This window comes from Stenotrophomonas sp. A3_2, from assembly GCF_036624925.1.
GTDB lineage: Bacteria > Pseudomonadota > Gammaproteobacteria > Xanthomonadales > Xanthomonadaceae > Stenotrophomonas > Stenotrophomonas hibiscicola.
In genome coordinates this window covers 47,668-62,714 of sequence record NZ_JAZKVY010000336.1, presented here as the reverse complement: position 1 = coordinate 62,714, position 15,047 = coordinate 47,668, and the positions used below count along the sequence as shown (strand labels likewise).

The window sequence follows — 15,047 nt, the reverse complement described above, 5'->3', positions numbered from 1 at the left end:
GTGCGGTGGCGCTCACCACCAGCCCCAGCGGCCATAGCCGCCCCAGTAAGGGCCCCACGGACCCGGACCCCACGGGCCATAGGGGTAGGGCACCACATCGACCTGGCGCTGTTCCGGCCACAGGTAGATGACATCGGCCGCCAGCTTCGGCAGGCGATAGTCGTACTCGCCGATGCGGGTGTTCTGGTAGCCGTCGATCTTGCCGATGAAGGTGACGTCACGACCTGCCTCGAACACCGCCGGGTCGTAGAAGCCGGCACGGCAGGCGATGAAGCGGCCGTCGCTGGCATCGGACGAGGTGGTGTTCGGGCGGCCACTGCCATTGAGCGGGCGCGAGATGATCTGGAAGCAGGTCTCGCCCTGGCCAGGCTTGGTTTCGATGATGCGACCGCCCCAACGGACCGGCGTGCCGACCTGCTGGGTAGCGACCGAGTCGCGAGGAGAGACCAGGCTGAACTGTCCCTGCAGCGGCTTCGGGGCCGTGGCGCAGGCCGACAGGGCCAGCGTGGCCACAGCGGTGAGGAGGAACTTGGTGTTCATGGGGAGGCTCCGGAAGTCGGGCGATGCCTGCGCAGGTCCCGCAATAATGAGGCGAGGTCGTTGCAAGTTCCAGCGTAGCGCGCGTCGGCGAAACGCTGGCTGAGCGCGAGCAGGGTGGGGTCGGGTCGCTGCCGGTGAACCCGCTGTGCCCAGTGCTGTGCGGTTTCGTGCGGTTCTCGGGCCAGGCCGAGGCGGGCGTAGCGTCGCCCGAGGCGATGCCAGGCGCGCAGCAGCGGGTCGCGTTCGCGCTCGCCGCGGGCCAGCAGCCAGGCCATCCACGCCAGTGCCAGCAGGGCGGCCACGACGAAGCCGGCGACCAGCTGCCCGGGACCCAGATCGTCCAGCCCGAAAGGCTTGAGCAGTTGCTGCTGGCGGCGCGCATCGAAGGACAGCACCAGATCGTTCCAGCCGCGGCGCAGCCAATCCCCCATCTGGCCCAGCTGCAGCCACCGCTGTCGCAGTGGTGTGTCCGTGCCGGCCTGCAGGCGGTCGTCCAGCGTGTCCAGGATGCGTTCCGGTGCCACGGCCGCCGTCGGGTCTACCCGTACCCAGCCGCGCTGCGGCAGCCACACCTCGGCCCAGGCGTGGGCATCCATCCGCCGCACCACCCAGTAGTCGCCGATGCGGTTGCGGGTGCCGCCGGCGAAACCGGTCACCACCCGCGCGGGTACACCCGCGTTGCGCATCAGCACCACGAAAGCCGAGCTGAAGTGTTCACAGAAGCCGGCCTTGTAGCCGAACAGGAACTCGTCGATCGGGTCGCGCCCCGCCGCCGGGGTATCCAGCGTGTACGAGAAATCCGTGGTGATCCACTGCAGCGCGCGGCGCACGATGGCCTCGTCATCACCGCCGGCGTCCTGTCGCCATTGCTGGGCCAGGGTGGCGGTGCGCGGGTTGAAGCCGGCCGGCAGCTGCAGCGTCGCGCGGCGCAGAAGGGGCGACAGCGTGCTGTCGAACTGCCGTGGAGGGGCCGAATGCAATCGCCAGCGGCTGAGCGAGGCCAGCGGGCGCTCGCTGCGCAGGCTCATGTCCGCATCCAGCATGCTGCCCGCAGGCGCACCGCTGGGCAGGTCCAGCGCCACAAGCTGGCGGCGGTCAGTCGGCTCGTAGTCGATCTGGTAATCCCAGCCCTGTGTACCGGCTTCAACCACCGCAGCAGGTCGCCGCGCGCTCGCAGGCTCGCGTGTCCAGCGCCGTCCATCGAAGGCGGTCAGTACAGGGCCGCGCCAGTAGCGCTGCGCCGGCTCGGGTGGGGCACCGAAGAACTGCACGCGCAACGCCGGGGTGTCGTCGGCCATCAGGTCCAGCCACTGGCCGGGTTCCATGCTGTCGGACAGCCCCGGTGTACCCACGGCGCGCTCGGGAACGCCCCACAGTGGCGTGGCAAGGCGCGGGAACAGCCAGAAGCAGGCCAATGCCAGCGGCAGGCCGATCGCCAGCAGGCGGCCGACACCACGCAGCTGCCCGCGCAACGGCAGGCGGCCAGCATGGCCTTCATCCTGGGCCAGGCGTTGCAGGGCGAGCAGTGCGCTGACCCCGGCCAGCGCGGCCAGTGCTGTTGTCAGCGGCCCCTGGTCGAGCAGGAATGCTGCAAAGGGCGAGAACAGCGCAAAGCCGAGCAGACTGCGGGCATCACGCAGACTGCGCAGCTCGCTGGACTTGATCGCCAGCATCGCGGCCAGCAGCGCGCAACCGGTGTCGCGTCTTGGGCGCACCATGCCCATCTGCCAGACGATGGCGCCGAGCATGGCCAGCACCAGCAGCAGGCGCACCGGCATCGGCAGCACTGTCCGCCGCGACAGGGCGGCGGTGAAAATCGCCGCCAGCGCGATCACGCCCGCCAGCAGTGGCGGCAGCTGCAGCAGCAGCGGCAACAGAGCCAGCGCCGCGCTGGCCAGGGTCCAGTTGCGGGCGTTGCGGTCGAGCAGCTCCGGGGTCTCAGTCATGCGGCATCAGCGCCAGCGCGCGCAGGCACAGGTGGTGGTGGCTGGCGCCCTGTCCGGGCCCGAACGGCGGGTGTGCAGGCAGCAACAGGGTGTAGCGGCGGCCCTCGCGCTCGGCTACATCCACCCAGCGCGCCAATCGAGCGATGCGTGCTTCTTGGCCCAGCGGCGCCAATGCGCGCCAGTCGAGGACTACTTCGATGCCGACCGGTTTTTCGTACTCGCGCACCAGCAGGCTGTCGCGGCGTGCCGAGTGCTTCCAGGAAATGCTGCGCGGCGCATCGCCCGCCCGGTAGGGGCGCAGCTGATGCAGTTCCTCGCCGCTGGCGTGGGCACGGGTGTGCAGCGGATCGCTGCCGCTCTCCGGCAGTGCAGGCGCCAGGGCTTCGGCCAGTGGGTAGACCAGCAGCGGCTGTTCCGGCCACACCCACGACCACGCCCGCACCAGGCCCAGGGGCTGGGTCGTGGACAGGCGGATACGTGGAAGCTCCAGCCAGCCCCGGCGTTCGCTGGGAACCTCCAGTTCCACTTCACCACGGCCGTGTGCAGGCAGCGAGGTCCAGGCCTGGCTGTCGCCCAGCTGGAGATGAAGGCCGTGCCGCGCACGCGGATCCCGCAGAGAGAGGTCCACGCGCAGGCGCAAGGGTTGCCCGGCCGGTACCGGCTCGGCGGAGATCGCGTCGATCTGTACGCCGGACAACTGGAGATGCGCGGCAATGGCACTGGCGATTGCCGCTGCCGCCAGCAGCAGGGCCAGCAGCAGGGCGGGATTGTTGTTGTAGTTCAGCGCGCCCAGCAGCATGGCTGCTAGCAGGATTGCAACGAACAGGCCGAAGCGGGTGGGCAGCACATAGATGCGATGGCGATCCAGTCGCTTCGGCAGGGCTTCGGGCCTGCGCGGCCGAGCCAGCAGCTGCATGCGTGCCCAGCGTGTGGCCACGTTCAATCCACCGCGACGGTCTGCAGGATCGCGCGTGCCAATGCCGGCCCCGAACTGGATTCGGCTTCCGCCACCAACCGGTGGCCGGCCACGGCGACGAACAGCGTCTGCACGTCCTCCGGCACCACATGCGCGCGACCCAGCAGCAGTGCATGTGCTCTGGCTGCACGCAGCAGCGCCAGGCCGGCACGCGGCGACAGGCCGACGCGCACGCCTGCGTGCTGGCGGCTGCGGGTCAGCAGGGCCTGCACATAGTCGATCAGCGCGTCGCTGGCATGCACCTGGTTCACCGCGTCGCGCAACGTGCGCACCTGGGTGTCATCCAGCTTCGGCACGGCCCGCGCGATCAGGTCGCGGCGGTCGCTGCCACGCAGCAGCTCGCGCTCGGCCTGGGCGCTGGGATAGCCCATCGCCAGCCGCAGCAGGAAGCGATCCAGCTGTGAATCCGGCAGCGGGAAGGTGCCTGACAGGTCCACCGGGTTCTGTGTGGCGATGACGAAGAAAGGGTCCGGCAGCGGGTGCGTCTGCCCGTCCAGGGTGACCTGCTGCTCGGCCATCGCTTCCAGCAACGCGCTCTGCGTGCGCGGGGGGGCGCGATTGATCTCGTCGGCCAGCAGTACGTGGGTGAATACCGGGCCTGGGTGGAACTGGAACTGGCGGCTGCCGGCTTCATACACCGACACGCCCAGCACATCGGCGGGCAACAGGTCTGAGGTGAACTGCACGCGCTGGAAACTGAGGCCCAGGCTGCTGGCCAGCGCATGCGCCAGCGTGGTCTTGCCCAGGCCGGGCAGGTCTTCGATCAGCAGGTGGCCGCCGGACAGCAATGCGACGAAGGCCAGCCTGACTTCCGGCACCTTGCCCAGCACCAGTGCGTTGACCTGATCCTGTGCCTCCCGCAGGGCCTGACGCAATTGATCGGTTAGCATGCTGGGATTGGGGGACGAGGCTGGCATGATCGTCTCAGATCTGGAATCCACTCGATTATCCATAGAGCAATGCAAGGCGAACAGCGCGCACGGACGATATTTCTCTGGTTATGGACGCTGGTCACAGCGGCCAAGCTGATCGTTGCCGCGCGCCTGCCGCTGTTCGTCGACGAAGCGTTCTATTGGCAGGAAGGCCAGCATCTGGCCGCAGCCTATTCGGACCTGCCCGGGCTGACCGCGTGGCTGGCCCGGCTGGGCGTTGAGATCGGTGGCCATCACGTGCTCGCGTTGCGCCTGCCATTCCTGGCCATCGGTGCGCTGCTGCCGCTGCTGGTAGTGCGCACGGCCACGCGCTGGTTCGGCAACGTGGCCGGTTGGCAGGCGGGCAGCCTCACGCTGTTGATGCCGTTGTCGGCGACGCTGGGCCTGCTGGCGGTGCCGGACGTGCCGATGGCACTGGCGGCGGTGATCTGCCTGCATGCCGGCGCGCGCCTGCTGCACAACGTGGATGCCTCCTCGGCGATGAAGCTGGCGCTGGGCCTGTTGATCGGTGCGCTCAGCCATTACCGCTTCATCGGTGTCATCGGCGTGGGTTTCATTGCGCTGCTGGCATTGCCGCAGGGGAGGCGCATGCTGGCCGATCCGCGCGTATGGGTCGCGTTGGCGGTGGGCGTGCTGGCGTGGCTGCCACTGCTGGCGTGGAATGCGGACAACCACGATGCCGGGCTGAAATTCCAGGTGGTCGAGCGTCATCCCTGGGCCTTCGAATGGGGCGGGCTGTGGTTCCTGGTGATCCAGCCGATGCTGGTGACGCCGATCCTGTGCATGGCGATGTGGAAGGTGGCGCTGGCAGGAACGCGGAGCGGTGGCGGCGCGCGCGTGCAGTGGCGCTATTTCGGCCTGGTGGGCGGCGTATCCACGCTGGGCATTTTCGTGCTCGGCTTCTTTACTGACGTCGAGCGGATCAGTTTCCACTGGCCGCTGCCGGGTTACCTCGCACTGCTGGTGGCGGTGCCGGTGGTGCTCAACGGCTGGCCGCGCTGGCTGCGCCGCACCGGCTGGTGGTTGGCCGGTGCGGGCATGGTGCTGGCCTTCGGCTACTACCTGATGGCCTCCACGCAGGCACTGCGCGAGCAGATGGCCGGCAGCAAGTACTACCCGCGCAATTTCGCCGGCTGGCAACCCCTGGCGGTAGCGGTGCGCGAGGAGTTGCGGCAGATGCCGCAAGGGACACGCGTGCTGGCCGGCAACTTCAAGGTCGGCGCTGAACTGGGTTTCCAGCTGGGTAATGGCAACATCGAGGTGCTGCCGCATCCGCTCAATGACAAGCATGGCCGCACCGCACAGCTGGCACAGTGGGGCCTGCTGCATCAGGGCGAGCGCACGGCGCCGATGCTGCTGGTGCTGTCACCCAGCGACCAGCGCTATCGCGAACTGCTGGCGCGCTATCACGCCATCTGCGATCAGGTGGGGCCGCTGCCTGCGCCACGCGTGGTCAGCAGTGATCACGGATTCCAGCGCTTCCTGTTGTTCCGCCTGCCGGTGCAGCGCGCGCAAGGGCCGTGCGTGACGCCGGCGATGGCGTGGCTGGATGCGCCGTCCAACGGCGAGAAGGTGTCCGGCACGCTCGCGATCAAGGGCTGGGCGTTCAAGGATGGCGTCGGCCTGGCGCGGGTTGAAGTGCTGGTCGATGGCCGCTCCATCGGTGATGCCCGCTACGGGCGTGTGTTCGACGTGCGCCACACTTGGCCGGACAGTACCGATCCGCAGCATCCGGCGGTGGGCTTCGACGCATCGTTGGATACCACCGCGCTGGCTCCGGGCAAGCACTGGCTCGGGCTGCGCCTGCATGGCCGCGATGGCAGCGTGGAGGCGTGGCAGGAGCAGCCGTTCGAGGTTCGTTGAGGTCCTCTGGTCCTGTAGAGCCGAGCCCATGCTCGGCTGCTTCTGCTTCAGATGCAGGCAGCCTCAAAAAAAACAGCCGGGCATGGGCTCGGCTCTACCGTTCACGGCACCGCGAAACCTGCCCTGCGCAGCAATCCGCATAGCGTGATCAGCGGCAGGCCGATCAGCGCGGTCGGGTCGCGGTTGTCGATGGCGTCGAACAGGCTGATGCCCAGGCCCTCGCATTTGAAGCTGCCGGCGCAGTCCAGCGGCTGTTCGGTGGCCACGTAGCGGGCGATCTCGTCCGGTTCCAGTGCGCGGAAGCGGACCTCGGTCAGATCGGTGGCCGTGAATGATGCTCCATCACGGCTGAGGCAGACGGCGGTATGGAAGTGCACGGTCTGCCCGGACATCGCCGCCAGCTGTGCGCAGGCGGCCTCGACCGTACCCGGTTTGCCCAGTGGCTGGCCGTTCAGGTCCGCGACCTGGTCCGAGCCGATCACCCACGCGCCGGGATGCCGGCACGCCACCTCGACCGCCTTGGTGGCGGCCAGGCGGGTGGCCAGGGCCAAGGGCGCTTCGTTGTTCAACGGGGTTTCATCCACCTCAGGGCGCGCGCAGTCGAAGGGCAGGCCCAGCCGCTGCAGCAGTTCACGGCGGTAGCGGGACGTGGAGGCCAGGACCAGTGACATGCGACAATACCGGGGCAGGGCGAAGCAGTCTGGCCCGTCTGCAGCGCCAGCGGCAAGTCCTGTATGGCGGGCATTTGACAGCCGCTGCTCCGATCCTTAGTATTCAGCGGCTTATGTCCGCGAACGTGCCCGAAACGCTGGATGCCTGGCGGATGGTTGTAGCGCGAAGGCGCTTCGACGGTCAGGTCTCCCTGGCTGAATTGACCCGCCTGCAGGGGTTGGTCGCAGATACCGACGGCGAGTGCGTCTACTCGCTTGAATTCGGTCGCGACGACGTCTTGCGGGTATCCTATGTGGAACTGACCATCGACACCGCGTTGCCGCTGACCTGTCAGCGCAGCATGCAGCGATTCCTGTTGCCGGTGAAGGTGACCCAGAGGCTTGGCCTGATCCGCGACGAGGACGAGGAATCGTCCCTGCCGGAGGAATACGAGGCGTTGCTGGTGCCGGAAGATGGCCAGCTGAAGCCGCTGGATCTGGTCGAGGACGAGCTGGTGCTGGCGGTGCCGGTGGTACCGCTGTCGCCCGACGGTGAAGCAGTCGACAAGGACTGGGCGCCGAGCGAAGAAGAAACAAAGAAGGCCAACCCGTTTGCGGCGTTGGCGGCATTGAAGAAACAATAGCAGCCGGTTGTCGTCGGCGGCTGCGGCGAAAGCGAAAAGTGTGCTGGGCGCTGGCGTCCTGTGCGACGAAACGACGAAGCAAAACGAACCGAGTTTGGAGCAATCCCATGGCTGTCCAGAAATCCCGTGTTACCCCGTCCCGCCGCGGCCAGCGCCGTTCGCATGACGCCCTGAGCGCCAAGCAGCTGTCGACCGACCCGACCACCGGCGAAGTGCATCTGCGTCACCACATCACTGCCGATGGTTTCTACCGCGGCAAGAAGGTCATCCAGACCAAGACCTCGGCCGTCGAAGAAGATTGATGTGCCGGGAAGGCCGCTGCCTCCGGGCAGCGGCCTTTGCCTTCTTTCCCGGGCGTGCCGGTGATCGGCGGCCCGCGCAACAGGAAACATGATGAGCAAGCGGATCTACTCGAGGATCGCGGGCACCGGCAGCTATTTGCCGGAAAAAGTCCTGACCAACGCCGACCTGGAAAAAATGGTCGAAACCTCGGACGAGTGGATCCAGTCGCGCACCGGCATTCGTGAACGGCACATCGCGGCCGAAGGCGAAACCACCAGCGACCTTGGCTACAACGCCGCCCTGCGCGCGCTGGAAGCCGCAGGCATCGACGCTTCGCAGCTCGACATGATCGTGGTCGGTACGACCACGCCTGACCTTATTTTCCCGTCCACCGCGTGCCTGATCCAGGCCAAGCTCGGTGTGGCCGGGTGCCCCGCCTTCGACGTCAACGCAGCCTGCTCGGGCTTCGTGTTCGCGCTGGGCGTGGCCGATAAATTCATCCGTTCCGGTGACTGCAAGCACGTGCTGGTGATCGGCACCGAAACGCTGACCCGCATGGTCGACTGGAACGATCGCACCACCTGCGTACTGTTCGGCGATGGCGCTGGCGCCGTCGTGCTCAAGGCCGACGAAGAGACCGGCATCCTCAGCACCCACCTGCATGCCGACGGCAGCAAGAAGGAACTGCTGTGGAACCCGGTCGGCGTCTCGAGCGGTTTCAAGGACGGCGCCAACGGTGGCGGCACCATCAACATGAAGGGCAACGACGTGTTCAAGTACGCCGTCAAGGCGCTGGACTCGGTCGTGGACGAGACCCTGGCCGCCAACGGCCTGGACAAGTCCGACCTGGATTGGCTGATTCCGCACCAGGCCAACCTGCGCATCATCGAAGCCACCGCCAAGCGCCTGGAGATGTCGATGGACCAGGTGGTGGTGACTGTCGACAAGCATGGCAATACCTCGTCCGGCTCGGTGCCGCTGGCGCTCGACGCCGCCGTGCGTTCGGGCAAGGTCGAGCGCGGCCAGCTGCTGCTGCTGGAGGCCTTCGGTGGTGGCTTCACGTGGGGTTCGGCTCTGTTGCGCTATTGATAGTGCAAGTTACGACAATGTGAAGCTTTGTCGTTGCGGCCCTCCGGGGCCGTAACGCGTTTAAGGAGGACCTGTCATGGTTGAGCCCATCGTCATCGAAGGGCAACGTGCCTGGCTGAAGCAGTACGGCAAGGGAAGCCGGGCGCTGGCCCTTGGCCTGCTCAATTTTGTTGCCCGTCGTTTCCACCTCGATGCCCTTCGTCCTCCTCCGCACCGTGGCGGCGACGCCGCACGCGAAACCGAGGCCCGCCGCCTTGCAGAACTGCAGGCGCAGGGTGTGAACGTGCCTGACGTGCTGGGCACCGGCCATGCCGCGCTGGTAATCGGCGACAACGGCAGCTCGTTCAATACCTGCCTGCGCCAGGCCGACGAGGCCGGTCGTGATCGGCTGGTCATGGCGGCGATGCAGGCCATTGCCGAAGCGCATGCGCGCGGCGCCTATTTCGGCCAGCCGTTGCCGCGCAACCTCACCTGGGATGGCGACAAGGTCGGTTTCATCGACTTCGAGGAAGATCCACTGGAAGTGATGGACCTGTCCGAAGCCCAGGCCCGCGACTGGCTGATGTTCGGCTATGGCGTGGCCAAGTACTATGCCGACCGCCCCGAGCACCTGCAGGCGATGATGGCCGAGGCGATGGGCGGTGCCCAGGCACCGGTGCGCGAGCACGTGCATGCGGTCAGTGGCCGCCTGCGCAGCCTGGCCAGGGTCTGCATGAAGCTGGGCCGGTCAGCGCGCGCGCTGGCCCATTCGATCTTCATCACCCACGGTGCCAGCACTGCTGGCGTGCTGATGCTGGTGGGCCTGTGCGTGGATTTCCTCGCCGACGGCGATCTGGACGTCCTGCAGCTGTTCTGCTGATCGTCGGCCGGGGTCAGATCCCATTTCCGGTGGAAAAGGGATCTGACCCTGTCATTGCTCCATACGCCTGCATACGCGCACGTACAGACGACACAGCGGATTCCCCCTTATCATGGCCCGCTTCGATTGCAACAAGCGGATGACCGCGTGACCGTATCCACCCTCGCTTTTGTCTTTCCCGGCCAGGGCTCGCAGTCTGTGGGCATGCTGGCCGAGCTGGCCGAACTGCACCCGGAGGTGCGTGAAGCCTTCACCGAGGCATCCGATGGTGCCGGTGTCGACCTGTGGGCGTTGTCCCAGGGCGGCCCGGAGGAAATGCTCAACCGTACCGAATACACCCAGCCGGCCCTGCTGGCCGCCAGCATCGGCGTGTGGCGCGCCTGGAACGCCGTGGGCGGTCCGCGCCCGTCGGTGCTGTCCGGCCACAGCCTGGGCGAGTACACCGCCCTGGTCGCCGCCGGCGCGCTGAGCCTGCATGACGGTGCGCACCTGGTGCGCCTGCGTGGCCAGCTGATGCAGGAAGCGGCACCGGCCGGTGTCGGGGCCATGGCCGCCGTGCTCGGTGCCGAAGACCAGCTGGTGCTGGACGTCTGCGCCGAAGCCGCAGGCAGCCAGGTGGTGGTGCCGGCCAACTTCAATTCGCCGGGCCAGATCGTGATCGGTGGCGACGCCGATGCGGTCGACCGTGCACTGGCGCTGCTGGCCGAAAAGGGCGTGCGCAAGGCGGTCAAGCTGGCCGTCAGCGTGCCCTCGCACACCCCGCTCATGCGCGAAGCCGCCAACCGCCTGGCCGAAGTGATGGCCGGCCTGTCCTGGCAGGCGCCGCAGCTGCCGGTGGTGCAGAACGTCGATGCCCAGGTGCACGACGGCGTGGACGCCATCCGCACCGCGCTGGTCCAGCAGCTGTACCAGCCGGTGCAGTGGACCGGTTGCGTGCAGGCGCTGGCCGCGCGCGGCATCACCCAGATCGCCGAGTGCGGCCCAGGCAAGGTGCTGACCGGCCTGGTCAAGCGCATCGACAAGGCCATCGACGGCCGTCCGCTGGCCACGCCGGGCGACTTCGAAGCCGCCCGCGAGGCATGGTCGGCCTGACCTTCCCTGTTCCTGCCGGCCGTACCGGTGGCCGCTGCAAGCGGCACGGTGCGGCGGCCGCTCCCGTCTGAGGAAAACATCATGAGCAAGCCCCTGCAGGGTGAAATCGCACTGGTCACCGGTGCCAGCCGTGGCATTGGCGCCGCCATCGCCGATCTGCTGGCCGCCCAGGGCGCCACCGTCATCGGCACCGCCACCACCGAATCCGGCGCTGCCGCGATCGGCGAACGCCTGGCTGCCCACGGCGGTCACGGCCGCGCGCTGAACGTCACCGATGCCGCCGCGCTGGACAGCATGCTCGATGGCATCGCCAAGGAATTCGGCCCGATCTCGATCCTGGTCAACAATGCCGGCATCACCCGCGACAACCTGCTGATGCGCATGAAGGACGAGGACTGGGCGTCGATCATCGACACCAACCTGACCAGCGTGTTCCGCACCAGCAAGGCGGTGATGCGCGGCATGATGAAGGCACGCAAGGGCCGCATCATCAACATCGCATCGGTGGTGGGCGTGACCGGCAACGCCGGCCAGGCCAACTACGCCGCGGCCAAGGCCGGCATCATCGGCTTCAGCAAGTCGCTGGCCAAGGAAATCGGTTCGCGCGGCGTCACCGTCAATGTTGTCGCACCTGGCTTCATCGACACCGACATGACCAAGGCGTTGCCGGAAGAAGCGCGCACCGCGCTGATCAACGACATCGCCCTCGAACGCCTGGGATCGCCGGAAGACATCGCCCATGCGGTGGCCTTCCTGGCCAGCCCGGCTGCCGGTTACATCACCGGCGAAACCCTCCATGTGAACGGCGGCATGTACATGCCGTAAGCAAGGGGCGCAGGGATTGCGCCGCAAGTGGTTGATCTGCGGGGGTTTTTGCTGCAATGCAAGGCCGCGCCGGTTTCCACTACACTATCCCACGGCCATCGCCCTTGATGGCGACCACTTTTGAACCACAACTCCATCTGGAGCGAGATCCCATGAGCACCATCGAAGAACGCGTCAAGAAAATCGTCGTCGAACAGCTTGGCGTCAAGGAAGAAGAAGTCACCAACAGCGCATCGTTCGTCGATGACCTGGGCGCTGACTCGCTGGACACCGTCGAGCTGGTGATGGCCCTGGAAGAAGAATTCGAGTGCGAGATCCCGGACGAAGAAGCCGAGAAGATCAGCACCGTGCAGGCCGCCATCGACTACATCAAGGCCCACGTCAAGGCCTGATGTCAGACGGCAGTGCGCGCGCGGGCTCACGCTCGCCGCGCACCGCACCCCATGGGGCCGCAGTTGCGGCCCCGTGTGTTTGGGCATCACACCGAAGCAAACCGTGTTACCCGATTGAACCTTCGGGTCAGGAGAATCAGCAATGAAGCGTCGCGTCGTCGTAACCGGCCTGGGTATCGTCTCGCCGTTGGGCAATGATCTGGCCAGCAGCTGGGAAGGCATCACCCACGGTCGTTCGGGCATCGGTCCGCTGACCAACATTTCTGATGCCTACCTGGATCGGTTCACCACCAAGATTGCAGGTGAGGTCAAGGGCTTTGACATCACCGCCGACAACGAACTGTTCGGCAAATTCCGGGTCAGCGGCAAGGATGCCAAGAAGATGGACCCGTTCATCCATTACGGCCTTGGTGCCTCGTTCATGGCCCTGCACGACTCGGGCCTGGAGATCACCGACGCCAATGCCGAGCGCGTCGGCGCCATCGTCGGCGCCGGCATCGGCGGCCTGCTCGGCATCGAAGAGCAGACCATCGAGTTCCACGAGGGCAAGAAGATCTCGCCCTTCTACGTGCCCAAGACCATCATCAACATGCTGCCGGGCCAGCTGAGCATCATCACCGGCCTGAAGGGCCCGTCGTTCTCGGCGGTGTCGGCGTGCGCGACCTCGAACCATTCGATCGGTACCGCGATGCGCATGATCCAGTACGGCGACGCCGACGTGATGGTGGTCGGCGGTGCCGAACGTGGCTCCTCGCCGACCGCACTGGGTGGCTTCTGCGCGATGAAGGCCATGAGCACCCGCAATGACGCCCCGGAACAGGCTTCGCGCCCGTGGGACAAGGACCGTGACGGCTTCGTGCTGGGCGACGGCGCCGGCATCCTGATCCTGGAAGAGTACGAGCACGCCAAGGCGCGTGGCGCAAAGATCTACTGTGAACTGGCCGGCTTCGGCGCCAGCTCCGACGCGTACCACATGACCGCACCGAGCGAGAACGGCGAAGGCGCCGCGCGCTGCATGGTCATGGCCATGAAGGACGCGGGCGTGACCCCGGAACAGGTGGGTTACCTCAACGCGCACGGCACCTCCACGCCGCTGGGCGACCTGGGCGAGACCATGGCCATGAAGACCGCCTTCGGCGACCACGCCTACAAGATGATGGTCAGCTCCACCAAGTCGATGACCGGCCACCTGCTGGGCGCTGCTGGCGGCGTGGAAGCGATCTTCTCGGTGATGGCGCTGCAGGACAACGTCATTCCGCCGACCATCAACCTGCAGCAGCCGGGCGAAGGCTGCGACCTGGACTACGTGCCCAACGAAGCACGCCAGGCCAAGGTCGACGTGGTGATGTCCAATGGCTTCGGCTTCGGCGGCACCAACGGCACGCTGATCTTCAAGCGCGTCTGACCGAGTTGTAGCGTCGGGCCATGCTCGATGCCGCGTTCTACGGAGCCGCCGCAAGGCGGCTTCCGTGCATCTGAACCCCGACCTGGCCGCCATGACCCACGCACCGCTGATCCACCCGCTGCCGCACCCGATCGATCTGCTGGCCCTGCAGCAGCATGACCCGGCGCGCTTCCCGCTGCTGATGGAATCCACTGCCTCGGGCACCGCCCAGGGCCGCTGGAGCCTGCTGCTGGCCACGCAGGGCGAGGGCCTGCGGCTGGACGCCGATGGCCAGGTGCGCGACCTGCAGGGTGCCGTGCAGCCCGGCACGTTCCTGCAGGCGCTGGATCGCGCCTGGCAGCACGAACGTCTGCCGCACGACGGCAGCCACAGCCTGCCGTTCCGTGGCGGCTGGGCGCTGATGCTGGACTACGAAGTGGCCAGCCAGATCGAACCGGTGCTGCCGGCGCGCGCGCGCGAGGACGGCCGCCCGACCGCGATGGCGCTGCGCTGCCGGGCCGCGGTGCTGCACGACCACCAGAACGACGCCAGCTTCGTCATCGCCGAAGCCGGTGAGCAGACCCTGCTGGAGGCGCTGATGACCTTGGCGTCGCAGGCATTGCCGGAGGCCGGGCAGGGCTGGCAGCCGCCGCAGTCGGTCGGCGAGGATGCGCCACAGCGCTTCACCGATGGCGTGCGCCGGGTGATCGACTACCTGCGTGCCGGCGATGTGTTCCAGGTGAACCTGTCGCGGCGCTGGAGCGCGCAGTTCGCCGCGCCGGTCAGCCCGCAGGCGTTGTATGCGCAGCTGCGCCGTGCCAACCCCGCACCGTTCGCCGGGTTGTTCAGCGCGCACGGCCGCCACGTGGTCAGTTCCTCGCCGGAACGGCTGGTGTCGGTGCATGCCAGCCACGCGCAGACGCGTCCTATTGCCGGCACGCGTCCGCGCTTCGAGGGCGACGATGATGCCGCGCGCATCCAGGAACTGGTCGGCCACCCCAAGGAGCGTGCCGAGCACGTGATGCTGATCGACCTGGAGCGCAACGACCTGGGCCGTATCTGCCTGCCCGGCACCGTGGTGGTCGATGAGCTGATGACCGTGGAGAGCTACGCGCATGTGCACCACATCGTCAGCAACGTCAGCGGCCACCTGCGCCCGGAGGTCACGCCCGGCGAGGTGATCGCCGCCACGTTCCCGGGCGGCACCATCACCGGCTGCCCCAAGGTGCGCTGCATGCAGATCATCAGCGAGCTGGAGCAGGTGCCGCGCGGTGCCTACACCGGCGCGTTCGGCTGGCTGAACCGCGATGGCGACCTGGACCTGAACATCCTGATCCGCACCGCCGAAGTGGATGGCCACGAGGTGAGCTTCCGCACCGGCGCCGGCATCGTGGTCGATTCGGACCCGGACAAGGAACTGGACGAGACCCGCGCCAAGGCCCGCGGCCTGCTGCGCGCGCTCGGCCAGCAGGGGTAGTGCCGGCCGCTGGCCAGCAACGCCATTCCCCCACGGTGGGTGCCGACCGTTGGTCGGCACGGAGTCCTCCATGGCCATTCATCCACGCATGGCGTG

15 protein-coding genes are annotated in these 15,047 nt (G+C 67.2%); 10 read left to right on the top strand and 5 right to left on the bottom strand.

The genetic code is table 11. The features are described from left to right. Window positions 1–12: 12 nt before the first annotated feature. The 4 genes from R5H29_RS16530 to R5H29_RS16515 are packed head-to-tail and all read right to left on the bottom strand — an operon-like array spanning window position 13 to window position 4,379. Window positions 13–540 (bottom strand): Slp family lipoprotein, encoded by a 528-nt coding sequence (locus R5H29_RS16530; protein WP_019659507.1) that lies wholly within the window; start codon window positions 538–540, stop codon window positions 13–15. Next, window positions 537–2,486, bottom strand: a complete 1,950-nt coding sequence (locus tag R5H29_RS16525; protein ID WP_332329487.1) for a DUF3488 and transglutaminase-like domain-containing protein — start codon at window positions 2,484–2,486, stop codon at window positions 537–539. Before R5H29_RS16525 ends, R5H29_RS16530 begins: the two co-directional genes overlap by 4 nt. Continuing rightward, window positions 2,479–3,402 carry a DUF58 domain-containing protein gene (locus R5H29_RS16520; protein WP_032955142.1) on the bottom strand — a complete coding sequence of 308 codons (924 nt, stop codon included), beginning with the start codon at window positions 3,400–3,402 and terminating at the stop codon, window positions 2,479–2,481. The genes R5H29_RS16525 and R5H29_RS16520 overlap by 8 nt, the downstream gene beginning before the upstream one ends. 23 nt (window positions 3,403–3,425) lie before the next feature. Next, window positions 3,426–4,379: a MoxR family ATPase gene (locus R5H29_RS16515; RefSeq protein ID WP_019659504.1), complete on the bottom strand. Its 954-nt coding sequence runs from the start codon at window positions 4,377–4,379 to the stop codon at window positions 3,426–3,428. Between the two features lie 42 nt (window positions 4,380–4,421). Between R5H29_RS16515 and R5H29_RS16510 the strand changes: the two genes are divergently transcribed. Next, the gene (locus R5H29_RS16510; RefSeq protein WP_332329486.1) at window positions 4,422–6,257 is read left to right on the top strand and encodes a glycosyltransferase family 39 protein; all 1,836 of its coding nucleotides are present in this window, start codon (window positions 4,422–4,424) and stop codon (window positions 6,255–6,257) included. 101 nt (window positions 6,258–6,358) lie between these two features. Here the strand turns inward: R5H29_RS16510 and R5H29_RS16505 are convergent, their stop codons facing one another. Further along, window positions 6,359–6,928 (bottom strand): nucleoside triphosphate pyrophosphatase, encoded by a 570-nt coding sequence (locus tag R5H29_RS16505; RefSeq protein ID WP_019659502.1) that lies wholly within the window; start codon window positions 6,926–6,928, stop codon window positions 6,359–6,361. Between the two features lie 113 nt (window positions 6,929–7,041). Between R5H29_RS16505 and R5H29_RS16500 the strand changes: the two genes are divergently transcribed. The 9 genes from R5H29_RS16500 (at window position 7,042) to R5H29_RS16460 (ending at window position 14,951) form a co-directional block, all read left to right on the top strand. Then, a complete protein-coding gene (locus tag R5H29_RS16500; RefSeq protein WP_019659501.1) occupies window positions 7,042–7,551 on the top strand; it encodes a YceD family protein in 510 nt (169 codons plus the stop codon). Between the two features lie 107 nt (window positions 7,552–7,658). Continuing rightward, window positions 7,659–7,853: a 50S ribosomal protein L32 gene (gene rpmF, locus R5H29_RS16495; protein ID WP_005408308.1), complete on the top strand. Its 195-nt coding sequence runs from the start codon at window positions 7,659–7,661 to the stop codon at window positions 7,851–7,853. Window positions 7,854–7,944: 91 nt separating this feature from the next. Next, complete coding sequence (locus tag R5H29_RS16490; RefSeq protein ID WP_019659500.1) at window positions 7,945–8,922, top strand: beta-ketoacyl-ACP synthase III; 978 nt, start codon at window positions 7,945–7,947, stop codon at window positions 8,920–8,922. A gap of 76 nt (window positions 8,923–8,998) precedes the next feature. Continuing rightward, on the top strand, window positions 8,999–9,781 hold the full coding sequence (locus R5H29_RS16485) for a serine/threonine protein kinase (protein WP_019659499.1): 783 nt from the start codon (window positions 8,999–9,001) through the stop codon (window positions 9,779–9,781). Between the two features lie 147 nt (window positions 9,782–9,928). Further along, the gene (gene fabD / locus R5H29_RS16480; RefSeq protein ID WP_164144111.1) at window positions 9,929–10,873 is read left to right on the top strand and encodes an ACP S-malonyltransferase; all 945 of its coding nucleotides are present in this window, start codon (window positions 9,929–9,931) and stop codon (window positions 10,871–10,873) included. Window positions 10,874–10,954: 81 nt separating this feature from the next. Beyond that, a complete protein-coding gene (gene fabG / locus R5H29_RS16475; RefSeq protein ID WP_332329485.1) occupies window positions 10,955–11,698 on the top strand; it encodes a 3-oxoacyl-ACP reductase FabG in 744 nt (247 codons plus the stop codon). Window positions 11,699–11,850: 152 nt separating this feature from the next. Then, entirely contained in the window at window positions 11,851–12,090 is a 240-nt protein-coding gene (gene acpP / locus R5H29_RS16470) for an acyl carrier protein (RefSeq protein ID WP_005415509.1), read from the top strand. A gap of 142 nt (window positions 12,091–12,232) precedes the next feature. Next, window positions 12,233–13,495 carry a beta-ketoacyl-ACP synthase II gene (fabF, locus tag R5H29_RS16465; protein WP_312545838.1) on the top strand — a complete coding sequence of 421 codons (1,263 nt, stop codon included), beginning with the start codon at window positions 12,233–12,235 and terminating at the stop codon, window positions 13,493–13,495. 91 nt (window positions 13,496–13,586) lie between these two features. After that, the gene (locus R5H29_RS16460) at window positions 13,587–14,951 is read left to right on the top strand and encodes an aminodeoxychorismate synthase component I (RefSeq protein WP_171952442.1); all 1,365 of its coding nucleotides are present in this window, start codon (window positions 13,587–13,589) and stop codon (window positions 14,949–14,951) included. Window positions 14,952–15,047: the final 96 nt, after the last annotated feature.